Below are 12,101 nucleotides of genomic sequence, written 5' to 3' on the forward strand. Positions count from 1 at the left end.
GGGGAACGGAAGAATGCCATGACCTTGCCTGCACACGGAAGCGAACGCTTCGATCTCTGGGCTCCCGACGCGCAGGCGGTCACGCTCCTCGCTGACGGCCGGAAGTATGACATGACCCGCCGCGGCGGGGAGGCGCCCGGCTGGTGGGCTGCCTCCGGGGCGCCCGCCTCCGGGGAGGTGGACTACGGCTACCTGGTGGACGGGGACGACACCCCGCTGCCGGACCCGCGGTCCCGGCGCCAGCCCGCGGGCGTCCACGCGCTCTCCCGCACGTTCGACGCCGGAAGCCACCAGTGGGCTGACGGCCAGTGGACGGGACGGGAGCTCAAGGGCGCCGTCATCTACGAACTCCACGTGGGCACCTTCACGCCAGAGGGAACACTGGACGCCGCGGCAGGGAAGCTGCAGTATCTGGCGGAGCTGGGCATCGACTTCGTGGAGTTGTTGCCGGTCAACGGGTTCAACGGCACGCACAACTGGGGTTACGACGGCGTCCTCTGGTACGCCGTGCATGAGGGCTACGGCGGACCCGCCGCGTACCAGCGCTTCGTGGACGCCGCCCACGCCGCCGGCCTTGGCGTCATCCAGGACGTGGTCTACAACCACCTCGGCCCCAGCGGCAACTACCTTCCCCGGTTCGGGCCGTACCTGAAATCGGGGGAGGGCAACACCTGGGGCGACTCCGTCAACCTGGACGGCCCGGATTCGGACGAGGTGCGCCGCTATATTCTGGACAACGCCGCCATGTGGCTGCGGGACTACCACGTGGACGGCCTGCGGCTGGACGCCGTGCACGCCTTCAAAGACGAGCGCGCGGTGCACCTGCTGGAGGACTTCGGCGCCCTCGCGGACGAGATATCCGCCGAGACCGGACGCAAGGCCACGATGATCGCGGAATCGGACCTGAACAACCCGCGCCTGCTCTACCCGCGGGGCACCAACGGCTACGGGCTGGCCGGGCAGTGGAGCGATGACTTCCACCACGCCGTCCACGTCAACGTCAGCGGCGAGACCACCGGCTACTACGCCGACTTCGACTCGCTCGGGGCGCTGGCCAAGGTCCTGAAGCGCGGGTTCTTCCACGACGGAACCTACTCCAGCTTCCGCGCCCGCCACCACGGCCGGCCCATCAACCCGGCCCAGGTTCACCCCGCCGCGCTGGTGGTGTGCAGCCAGAACCACGACCAGATCGGCAACCGGGCCACCGGGGACAGGCTGTCCCAGACCCTGGGCTACGGGCAGCTCGCCCTCGCCGCCGTCGCCACCCTGACCTCACCGTTCACGCCCATGCTGTTCATGGGCGAGGAATACGGGGCCACCACCCCGTGGCAGTTCTTCACCTCCCACCCGGAACCGGAACTGGGCAAGGCGACGGCCGAGGGCCGGATCAGGGAGTTCGAGCGGATGGGCTGGGACCCCGCCGTCGTGCCCGATCCGCAGGATCCGGAGACCTTCACCCGGTCCAAGCTCGACTGGGCCGAGGCCTCCGGAGGGGACCACGCCCGCCTCCTGGAGCTGTACCGGGCGCTGATCGCGCTGCGCCGCACCACGCCGGACCTGGCGGAACCCGGCTTCGAGGACACCGTCGTCGACGTCAGCGAGGACGAGGGCTGGCTGCTGCTGCGCCGCGGCCGCACCGAGGTGGCGATGAACTTTTCCGCCGGGGCGCGGCGGCTCCCGGTCCGAGGGGCCACTCTCGCCCTGGCCACGGACGACGCCGTCCGGCTGGACCCGACTCCCGGCGCGGAGCCGGCTCCTACGGGTGGGCCGTCCGCCAACCAGCTCGAGCTCCCCGGTCACAGCGCCGCGATTCTCACTAACTAAGGCAGGATATGACGCATGACATATTTGGCAACTGATACCCGCTACGACTCCATGCCCTACCGCCGGGTGGGGCGCAGCGGCCTGAAACTCCCGGCCATCTCGCTGGGCCTGTGGCATAACTTCGGCGACGACAAGCCGTTCGAGATCCAGCGCGCCATCCTGCGCCGCGCCTTCGACCTGGGCGTCACCCACTTCGACCTCGCCAACAACTACGGCCCGCCCTACGGCAGCGCCGAAACCAACTTTGGCCGTCACTTCAAGGACGACTTCCGGCCGTACCGCGACGAACTGATCATCTCCACCAAGGCCGGCTACGACATGTGGCCCGGCCCCTACGGCAACTTTGGCTCGCGCAAGTACCTGCTGGCCAGCCTGGACCAGTCGCTGGGCCGGATGGGCCTGGACTACGTGGACATCTTCTACAGCCACCGCCCTGACCCCGAGACGCCGATGGAAGAAACCATGGGCGCCCTAAACCAGGCCGTGCGCTCCGGCAAGGCGCTCTACGCCGGCATCTCCTCCTACACCCCGGAACAGACCCTCGAGGCCGCGCGGATCCTCAAGGAACTCGGCACGCCGCTGCTGATCCACCAGCCCAGCTACTCCATGCTCAACCGCTGGACCGAGAACGGCAGCCCCAACCTCTACGAGGCGCTGGAGCAGGTGGGCGCTGGGTCCATCGCGTTCTCGCCGCTGGCGCAGGGCATGCTCACCGACCGTTACCTGAAGGGCATTCCGGCCGACTCCCGAGCCGCCCAGCACAAGTCCCTGGGTGAATCCATGATCACCGAGGACAAGCTGGACCGCGTGCGCGGGCTCAACCGGATCGCCGAGGGCCGCGGGCAGACGCTGGCGCAGCTGGCCATCGCCTGGATCCTGCGCGAGCAGGGCAAGGGCTCGTCCGTCACATCCGCACTGGTCGGCGCCTCCAGCGTCCGTCAGCTCGAGGACACCCTGGCCGCCGTCAACAACCTGGATTTCACGGCCGATGAGCTGGACGCGATCGATGAGTTCGCCGTCGAGTCCGACATCAACCTGTGGGCCCAAAAGTAGCCGGTACCCGCACTTAAGCCGCACTCAACACAATGGCCGGGGCCGCCGGGGAACAACCGCGGACCCGGCAGCGTTGACTAGACTACTAAGGGCGCCTTACGGCGCCGTGTCCGCCTGCCGCCCGCACAACTGATGCAGTACAACAGAGTGCGGCCGCGCCGGTCACCCTTGTTCTCAAAAGGAGTTCCGTGTCTTCACATCCGATTCGTGTTGCAATCGTCGGCGTAGGTAACTGCGCCACTTCACTGGTCCAGGGCGTCCAGTACTACAAAGACGCCGACCCCAAGGCCACGATTCCGGGCCTGATGCACGTGGAGTTCGGCCAGTACCACGTCGGCGACGTCGAGTTCGTTGCCGCGTTCGACGTCGACGGCAAGAAGGTGGGCCAGGACCTGTCCGCCGCCATCCTGGCCAGCGAAAACAACACCATCAAGATCGCCGACGTCCCGCCGACTGGTGTCACCGTCCAGCGCGGCCACACCTTGGACGGTCTTGGCAAGTACTACCTCGAGACCATCGAGCAGTCCCCGGAGGAGCCGGTCGACGTCGTCCAGGCCCTCAAGGACGCCAAGGTTGACGTCATGGTCTGCTACCTGCCGGTCGGCTCCCAGCAGGCCGCCGAGTTCTACGCCCAGTGCGCGATCGATGCCGGTGTGGCGTTCGTCAACGCCCTCCCGGTGTTCCTGGCCGGCACCAAGGAGTGGGCGGACAAGTTCACCGCCGCGGGTGTGCCGATCGTGGGTGATGACATCAAGAGCCAGATCGGTGCCACCATCACGCACCGCGTCATGGCCAAGCTGTTCGAGGACCGCGGCGTCACCCTGGACCGCACGTACCAGCTGAACGTCGGCGGCAACATGGACTTCAAGAACATGCTCGAGCGCGACCGCCTGGAGTCCAAGAAGATCTCCAAGACCCAGGCCGTCACCTCCAACGTCGAGGCCGAGCTCGCGGCCAAGGACGTCCACATCGGCCCGTCCGACTACGTCCAGTGGCTCGATGACCGCAAGTGGGCGTTCGTCCGCCTCGAAGGCCGCAACTTCGGCGACGCCCCGGTGTCCCTGGAATACAAGCTCGAAGTCTGGGACTCGCCCAACTCCGCCGGCGTGATCATCGACGCCATCCGCGCCGCCAAGATCGGTCTGGACCGCGGGATCGGCGGCCCGCTGGTCTCGGCGTCGAGCTACTTCATGAAGTCCCCGCCGGAGCAGTTCAACGACGACCTCGCCCGTGAAAAGGTCGAGGCCTTCATCCGCGGCGACCTGGAGCGCTAACCCGCCCCCGCTGTCCCCGGACGCTTCCTCACGTTTGGCGTGTTCCAACCCGACGCTCCCTCACCAACGGTGGGGGAGCGTCGTCGTTTTCGGATTGGGCCCGCAGACGCTCCCTCACTTTTGGTCTATACCGACCCGATCCTCCCTCACGTTTTGCAGACATCGGGGGCCCGCTGCCTCAGACTGCGCTGGAAAAGCCAGCTGCGGCCGGCGGACTGAGGTATGACGTGCGGAGGATTCGCTTCATCTTGGCGACGGCGCCGGAGAAGCCGTCCGCGAGGTCATCTTTTGTCAGGACGAGCACCGTCCATCCCGCTGCCTCGAAGGCCTTGTCACGGCGGCGGTCGCTAAAGATCTGTGCGGGGAGCAGGTGGTGCCCGCCGTCGTACTGAACGGCCAGCCGCCGACGGCGATACCCAAGGTCCGCCGTCGGCGCGGCGGGACTGTCCGGTCGCAGCGGGAGCTGCAGTTCCGGTTCCGGGAGCCCGGCGTCGCACATCGCTAGCCGCAGCAACGTCTCCGGCGCTGAATCCGAGCCCACGCGCATCAAGTCCAGTGCCGCACGGGCACGGACGATTCCCTGCATGTTCGGGTGACGGCCCACCATCCAACACAGCTCATCGATGGTCGCAAAGGGATCACTACGCCCTTCCAACCCCAGCCGGGGAATCCGCACCAGCTCATCACCCATGCAGACCAACTCCGGCAGGCTCAACCGCAGGGCGAGGTCGAGCCACGTGCGGGAGCGCGTGCTGATCCGGATCCCATCCACTGTTTCGACCTCGCCCTCCAACGCAAGAACCGTGTGCCCGAGGATGCCTTTGCGCCGGACCTCCGGGAGCGCCCGCGGCTTGCTCAGGTGTAGCTCCTCCGAGTCCGAGAGCCATGGAGGCAATATCTGGCATCGGAGCCTGGCGGCGGTGACGTGGGAGATCCAGGCGCCGGGCGACGCTGCGGCCAATGCACGAGCCGCCGTCTCCAGCTCGAAGTTCCAATCCGCGGGCCGGTAAAGACCTCGGCTGATGTGAATTACGTCGGAGCGCCGGAGTCTGGTTCTCGGCACTCCCAAGGACCGTGCATCAGCGATGGTAAAGGGACCTGCGGTGAGCGGACCGGGAAGCTTCGTTGGTTTCTCCATGCTGGAATTTTGAAACTATTTGGAAAGCCGCGCAGAAGTTATCCACAGATGTTCCTGGCCTGCCCGCGGCGGCGGGCGCGAGCGCCGCGCCGGACGTGAGGGAGCATCGGGTGGCGCCGCGCCGGACGTGAGGGAGCATCGGGTGGCGCCACGCCGGACGTGAGGGAGCATCGGGTGGCGCCACGCCGGACCTGCGGGAACGTCGGGTGGGTTAGAAGAGACCGACCGGGTTGCCGGCGTCGTCCACGTCCATCCGCATCGCTGCCGGAACCTTGGGCAGGCCGGGCATGGTCATGACCGCGCCGGTGAGGGCCACGATAAAGCCCGCGCCTGTCTTGGGGATGAGGTCCCGGACGTGGATGGTGAAGCCCTTGGGGGCGCCGAGCCGGGTGGCGTCGTCGCTGAAGGAGTACTGCGTCTTCGCCATGCACACGGGCATCCCGGACCAGCCGTTCTTCTCGATCTCCGCCAGCCGTTTGAGCGCGGGCACCGAGAAGTCCACGCCGTCGGCGCCGTAGACCTCCTGCACGATGGTCCGGATCTTGTCCTCGACGGAGATGTCCAGCGGGTACAGGTGCCGGAAGTCGTGCGGGGTGTCGATCGCGGCCGCCACCTTCGCCGCGAGCTCGTCCCCGCCGTCGCCGCCACCGCCGCGGCCCCAGACATCGGCCACCGCGGCCTGGACACCCTCCGCGGCGCACCACTGAAGCAGCCAGTCCAGCTCCTCGGCGGTGTCCGTGGCGAATTTGTTGACCGCCACGACCGGGACGATGCCGAACTTCTCGACGTTGCGGATGTGGCGCTGGAGATTGGCGACGCCGGCGGCCAGCGCCCCCACGTCGGGCTCCGTGAGCCGGTCTTTCGGTACGCCACCCTGCATCTTGAGCGCCCGGACGGTGGCCACGAGGACGACGGCGGACGGGGCGACGTCGGCCACCCGTGACTTGATGTCCATGTACTTTTCGGCACCGAGGTCCGCGCCGAAACCGGCCTCGGTCACCACGATGTCCACAAGGCTGCGGGCCGTCTGCGTGGCGATGAGGGAGTTGCAGCCGTGGGCGATGTTGGCGAAGGGCCCGCCGTGCACCAGGGCGGGGGTGCCGGCGACGGTCTGCACGAGGTTGGGCTTGATCGCGTCTTTGAGCAGCATGGTCAGGGCGCCCTGGACGCCGAGGTCGGCCACCGTGACGGGCTGGCGGTCGTAAGTGTAGCCGAAGGTGATCCGGCCCAGCCGTTCGCGCAAATCGTTCAGGTCCGTGGCGAGGCAGAAGACCGCCATGATCTCCGAGGCCACGGTGATGTCGAAGCCGTCCTGCCGCGGCGTGCCCTGGGCCGGGCCGCCCAGGCCGATCACGACCTCCCGGAGGGACCGGTCGTTCATGTCCAGGACCCGCTTGAACGTCATCCGGCGCGGATCGATGTTGAGTTCGTTGCCCTGGAAGATGTGGTTGTCCACGAGGGCCATGAGGGCGTTGTTCGCGGACGTGATGGCGTGGAAGTCGCCGGTGAAGTGCAGGTTGATCTGGTCCATCGGCAGCACCTGGGAGTAGCCGCCGCCGGTGGCACCGCCCTTCATGCCCAGGATGGGGCCGAGCGAGGGCTCGCGCAGGGCGATCATCACGCTGTGCCCGGCACGGGCCAGGGAATCCGCGAGCCCCACCGTGGTGGTGGACTTGCCCTCGCCCGCGGGGGTGGGCGACATCGCGGAGACCAGCACCACCTTGCCGGGGACCCGCGTGGGGGCGCCCGCCGGAACGGTCAGCTTCGTCGGATCGATCTTGGCCTTGTAGGGCCCGTAGAGTTCCAGCGCGTCCGGGTTGATGCCGGCGGCCGCCGCAATCTCCTCGATCGGCTTCATGACTGCCCGCTGGGCAATCTCCAGGTCGCTGGGTACGTTGTTCCCGGCAGTGGTGGTCTCAGACATCGTTGTCCTTCGGCTCGTGGCGTCGGCGGGTTGGTCCCGGTCCGGTGTTGCCGGGCGGGGGTTGGGCGGGGGCGGGGCGGATCCGGTTCAGGGTGTGTGGCCCACCGGGATGGTCAGGCTGCCAAAATACTGGGTCACGGCGGTGTGGTAGCTCTCCAGCGTAATCGCGGCGGTGCGCTGCCAGCCGAAATCCTGGGCGTGGATCGCGGCCGCGTGCCCCATGTCGGTGCGCGTTTGGGCGTCGTCGAAGAGCTCTTCGAGCGCGTCCGCCCAGTCGCTGGCCTTGTGGCCCTCGATCAGCATCCCAGTCCGCCCGTCCTGGACGGCGCGGGAGAGGCCGCCCACTTTCGTGGCGAGAACGGGCGTCCCGCAGGCCTGCGCCTCCAGGGCCACCAGGCCGAAGGACTCGCTGTAGGACGGCATCACCACGACGTCGGCCGACCGGTACCAGCCAGCCAGCTCCGGGGCGTTGACCGGCGGATGGTGGGTGACGACGTCGTCCATTCCGGCGGCGCTGACCAGCGCCTTGAGGTTGAAGTCCTTGGCGCCGCTGACGGCCCCCAGGATGGTCAGCTGCAGGTCGATGTCCGGGCGCCGGGAACGCAGGAGCGCGGCCGCCTTAATCAGGATCTGTGGGCCCTTGAGCCGCTGGATCCGGCCTGCGAACAGCAGATGGAACTTGCCCGGGACGATGCCGTGCTGGGCCCGGGCGCGGTTCCTGAAGGACGGTGTGAAGACCGTCAGGTCCACGCCCGGCGGCGCGACGTCAATGCGGTCGATGTCGGCGTTGTAGTGCGAGACCAGCTCGGCCGCTTCGGTGCCGGTGTTGGCGATTAGCCGGGTTGCGCCGTCGACTATCCGGTGCTCGCCGTCCTCACGCCGCCGCGGTTCGGGCTGCTCGCCGGACTCGAGGAGCTGGTTCTTGACCTTCGCCATTGTGTGCATGGTGTGGACGAGGGGCAGCCGCCACAGCTCCGCCAGCTCCAGCCCGGCCACCCCGGACACCCAGTAGTGGGAATGGATGACGTCATACCGGCCGTGCGGCTGGAGCTGGCGGATCCGGTCGATCTCGGCGACCATGCTGTGCAGCAGCCCAGGAAGCTCCTCTTTGGGCAGCTTCCGTGGCGGGCCGGCGAGGACGTTGTGCACGCACACGCCCGGGGACGGGTGTTCGACGGCGGGCTGCGTGGCCGAGGTGGACCGGGTGAAGATCTCCACTTCCACGCCGGTCTCGGCTAGGGCCGCGGCCAGCGCCCGGACGTACACGTTCATTCCGCCGGCGTCGCCGGAGCCGGGCTGCTCCATGGGCGAGGTGTGCAGGGAAAGGAAAGCGACGCGGCGGATCAGCGACACGGTTCCCCTTTCCTCTGCAGACTGCATGTCGATAAAACATTACTCCTGAAGTGCCGGCCGCTTCACGGGTCCCTTCCATGGTCACGGAACAGGTCCGGCCACGGGTTCGTTTCCGCGTCACGCCACGGATCCGGTCCCAGACGGGGGCGTACTGCTAACGTGGCCGCTGTGAGCGCAACGACAGAACCTGATCCTGCAGCCGGCTGGACAATCCGGGAGGCCCGCCCGGAGGACTGGCCGGGCATCTGGGCAATCCTGGAACCGGTTATCCGGGCCGGGGATACTTTTACTTGGGACCGGGACACCGCCGAGGACGAGGCCCGCGGGCGCTGGTTCAAGCAGGCGCCGGGCCAGACCTTCGTCGCCGTCGCCGTCGGTCCCGGTGACGGCGCCGGTGACGGCGGCCGGACCGCCGGTGCCATCCTTGGCACCGGCGAGCTGCACCCCAACCAGGGCGGCGGCGGCAGCCATGTCGCCAACGCGGGCTACATGGTCCATCCCGCCCAGGCCGGCCGCGGACTGGCCCGGGCCCTCTGCGCCTATTCGCTCGACGCCGCACGTGACGCCGGCTTCCGGGCCATGCAGTTCAACGCCGTGGTGGAGAGCAATGTCCGGGCCGTTGCCGCCTGGAAATCCATGGGCTTCGAGGTTCTCGCGACCATTCCCGAGGCGTTCAAGCACCCGGAACTGGGCTATGTGGGCCTGCATGTGATGTACCGAAAGCTGTAGGGGTTCTAGCCCGCTGCCCGCGGGCCGTTCCTGCCGGCGGACCGTTACCGACCGCTTTGCCAGAGACGGCCCAACTCCGGGAACACTGCTTCGTAGCCGGCGAGCAGTTTGCCGGCGAGGACCTCCGAATCCACGAGCGGATGCCTGGCGAACGCGGCGAGGGCTGCCTCCCGCCGGCCGGTCGTCGCCGCCTCCACCACGAGCCGTTCGACGTCCTTGACGCGCCGCATCAGCTCCAGTTGGGCCGGTCCCGGACGTTCCTGCGGGACCGGCGCAGCGCCGTCGGGCGTCACCCTGCACGGAACTTCGACGACGGCGTCGGCCGGCAGCCCCGGAACGGCCGGCACCGCCGGCGCTGCTGACCCGACGGCGGCGCCCGCGTCCGGTCCCGCGGACCCGACGGTGTTGACTGTGTTGCGCGTGTTGAGGATCAGGTCCGCTGCGCCGCCTCCGGCGAGGGCGCGCATGGCCGCCAGGGCCACCCGCTCGTAGCCGCCGCCGGTGAGGTCGGTCTCGTCGCGGCGTTCGCCCGAGGTGCGGGCTTCCGCGAGATAGCCTTCCTCGCGTGAGAGGCGGGCGGCGTCCCAAAGCGCAAAAGCCTCCGGCCCGGCGGCAGCCAGCCGGGGATAGAGCTCGGCCTGCTGCCGGGCGATGGATTCCCCCCGGGTCTGCTCTGCAGCGCGCATGCCGGCCACCGCTCGAACGGCGTCGTAGTAATAGAAAAGGTACTCATTCGGCAGGCAGCCAAGGCCGGCAAGCAACCCGGGCGGGAACAGCCGGCCCTCCTCGAACCCCGACAGCGCCGCAGGGTTCGCCAGCAGCCCCGGGAGGGCGTCCCGGCCTCCGGCCTCCAGCCGGTACAGCCAGCCGAGGTGGTTCAGGCCGTAGTAGCCCACGCCGTCGAGCGTGCCCTCCGGCAGCGCGACGCCGGCAGCCCGCGCCGCGTGATGCACCAGGCCGCTGGCGGAGTCGCAAATCCCGATCACCCTGGGCCCGAGCACCGGGGCCAGGGCCTCCGTGACCATGCCGGCAGGGTTGGTGAAGTTGAGCAGCCACGCCGCGGGGCAGCGGCTCCGCATTTCCTCCGCGAGCCGCAGCATCGGCGGAATGGACCGCAGGGCGTAGGAGATGCCGCCGGCGCCGGTGGTTTCCTGGCCCAGGAGTCCGAGGTCCAGGGCGATCCGCTCGTCGGCGGTCCGCCCGGCCGTGCCGCCGGGCCGGATGGCGGCGAAGACCATGTCGGCGCCGTCGAGAGCCTCGGGGAGCGAGGACACGGCACGGACCTGCGGGCCGGAACCCGGCGGACCGTGCTGGGCCAGGGAGGCCAGGACCGCCTCGATGGCCGCCAGCCGGGCGGGGTCGACGTCGTAAAGCACCAGCTCCCGCACCAGCCCCGCGAAGGGGCCGGCAGAGAGCGCCCGGTAAACCAGGGGGACCCGGAACCCGCCCCCGCCGGCGATCGTGAGCCGCATGCGGACAGTCTATTCCCCGCCGGTCAGGGCGTTGCCGCCCGCTCCGCCACGCCGCCGGGGCGTGCCCGTCGGCCCCCGCTTCCCGCGGTTTCCCTCGACGGCGGTACGGCGTAGTGTGCCGTATATGGACGCGACCCCGGCGCTGCGCTTTGATCCGCTCTCTGCCGTCCGCAGCCCGGCCGCGGACGGGTTCGACCTGCTCCTGACCGGGACCGTATTCCAGGACATCATCTTCACCGGTCTGCCCCACGCGCCACAGCCGGGAACGGAAATCTGGAGCGACGGCATGGGCAGCTGCCCCGGGGGTGTCGCCAACCAGGCGATCGCCGCGTCCCGGCTGGGACTGCGGACCGGTCTTGCCGCCGTGTTCGGCGACGACGGCTACGGCGACTACAACTGGAAGATCCTGGCCGCCCAGGAACATGTGGACCTGTCCCTTTCCCGGCGTGTGCCGGGCTGGCATTCGCCCGTCACGGTGTCCTTGAGCGTGGAGAAGGACCGGTCCATGGTGACGCACGGGCACCCGGCACCGGTGACGTCCACCGAGCTGGTCGGATGCCCGCCGCCGGCGCTCGCAGCCGTTGCGGAGCTGGGAGAGGAACTCGAACCGTGGGCCGTCGACGCGCACAAGAACGGCGTCCGGCTGTTCGGCGATGTCGGCTGGGACCCCACCGGCGCGTGGTCCTCGACCCGGCTGGAAAACCTGAAGTACTTCCACGCCTTCATGCCGAACCAGCACGAGGCCATGAACTTCACCGGCCGCGACGACCCCTGGTCCGCGCTGTACTCGCTCGCGGAGAGGGTTCCGGTGGCGGTGGTAACCCTCGGCGCCCAGGGGTCCATGGCCGTGGATTCGGAAACGGGGGAGGAAGAGTGGGTCCCGTCCCTACCTGTCCGCGCCTACGATCCCACCGGTGCCGGTGACTGCTTCGGTGCGGCATTCATAGTCGGTTCCCTGGCCGGCTGGCCGCTGGGAGACCGGCTCCGCTTCGCCAACCTCTGCGCCGCCCTGGCCGTCCAGGAGGTGGGCGGCTCGCTTGCCGCACCCGGCTGGGGGGACATTGCCGACTGGTGGCAGCGGGCCAACGCCCGGAAGGAACGGCAGGGCAGTCAATGGCTGCGTCGCTACCACTTCCTGGAAGAGATTGTCCGCGATGTCCCGCCGGAGGCGCAGCGGCGGGCGACGGCGACCATCGCCCACCTGTCCGACGCCTAACCGGGCCCGGGCCTCTGGGCGGGTTCGCTGCTGTCACCACTGGACATGTCCTCGTGAGGGTGCTGGCGCGGTTTCCTGTCACCAGTGGGCATGTCCTCGTGAGGGTTCCAGGGCGGGT

Annotated in this window: 9 protein-coding genes; 5 read left to right on the top strand and 4 right to left on the bottom strand. The window is 68.8% G+C overall.

What is annotated here, in order from left to right; translation table 11 throughout:
• Positions 1–18 precede the first annotated feature (18 nt).
• The 3 genes from treZ to BLQ10_RS14355 all read left to right on the top strand — a co-directional run bounded on the left by treZ (position 19) and on the right by BLQ10_RS14355 (position 4,151).
• Complete coding sequence (gene treZ / locus BLQ10_RS14345; protein ID WP_091563178.1) at positions 19–1,824, top strand: malto-oligosyltrehalose trehalohydrolase; 1,806 nt, start codon at positions 19–21, stop codon at positions 1,822–1,824.
• A gap of 15 nt (positions 1,825–1,839) precedes the next feature.
• On the top strand, positions 1,840–2,877 hold the full coding sequence (mgrA, locus tag BLQ10_RS14350; RefSeq protein ID WP_091563181.1) for an L-glyceraldehyde 3-phosphate reductase: 1,038 nt from the start codon (positions 1,840–1,842) through the stop codon (positions 2,875–2,877).
• Positions 2,878–3,065: 188 nt separating this feature from the next.
• Complete coding sequence (locus tag BLQ10_RS14355) at positions 3,066–4,151, top strand: inositol-3-phosphate synthase (RefSeq protein ID WP_090575433.1); 1,086 nt, start codon at positions 3,066–3,068, stop codon at positions 4,149–4,151.
• A 178-nt stretch (positions 4,152–4,329) separates the two neighbouring features.
• Here BLQ10_RS14355 and BLQ10_RS14360 read toward each other — a convergent pair whose 3' ends face one another.
• The 3 genes from BLQ10_RS14360 to mshA all read right to left on the bottom strand — a co-directional run bounded on the left by BLQ10_RS14360 (position 4,330) and on the right by mshA (position 8,566).
• The gene (locus tag BLQ10_RS14360) at positions 4,330–5,289 is read right to left on the bottom strand and encodes a PDDEXK family nuclease (RefSeq protein WP_091563183.1); all 960 of its coding nucleotides are present in this window, start codon (positions 5,287–5,289) and stop codon (positions 4,330–4,332) included.
• A gap of 211 nt (positions 5,290–5,500) precedes the next feature.
• A complete protein-coding gene (locus tag BLQ10_RS14365) occupies positions 5,501–7,213 on the bottom strand; it encodes a formate--tetrahydrofolate ligase (RefSeq protein ID WP_091563185.1) in 1,713 nt (570 codons plus the stop codon).
• Positions 7,214–7,300: 87 nt separating this feature from the next.
• Positions 7,301–8,566 carry a D-inositol-3-phosphate glycosyltransferase gene (mshA, locus tag BLQ10_RS14370; RefSeq protein WP_091563188.1) on the bottom strand — a complete coding sequence of 422 codons (1,266 nt, stop codon included), beginning with the start codon at positions 8,564–8,566 and terminating at the stop codon, positions 7,301–7,303.
• A gap of 168 nt (positions 8,567–8,734) precedes the next feature.
• On the opposite strand from mshA, the gene BLQ10_RS14375 reads away from it, so the two are divergent.
• Entirely contained in the window at positions 8,735–9,295 is a 561-nt protein-coding gene (locus tag BLQ10_RS14375) for a GNAT family N-acetyltransferase (protein ID WP_091563372.1), read from the top strand.
• A 44-nt stretch (positions 9,296–9,339) separates the two neighbouring features.
• Here BLQ10_RS14375 and BLQ10_RS14380 read toward each other — a convergent pair whose 3' ends face one another.
• Entirely contained in the window at positions 9,340–10,767 is a 1,428-nt protein-coding gene (locus tag BLQ10_RS14380) for a family 4 glycosyl hydrolase (RefSeq protein ID WP_091563189.1), read from the bottom strand.
• Positions 10,768–10,891: 124 nt separating this feature from the next.
• On the opposite strand from BLQ10_RS14380, the gene BLQ10_RS14385 reads away from it, so the two are divergent.
• Positions 10,892–11,983: a carbohydrate kinase family protein gene (locus BLQ10_RS14385; protein WP_091563192.1), complete on the top strand. Its 1,092-nt coding sequence runs from the start codon at positions 10,892–10,894 to the stop codon at positions 11,981–11,983.
• Positions 11,984–12,101 lie beyond the last annotated feature (118 nt).

The organism is Arthrobacter sp. ok362, from assembly GCF_900102785.1.
GTDB lineage: Bacteria > Actinomycetota > Actinomycetes > Actinomycetales > Micrococcaceae > Arthrobacter.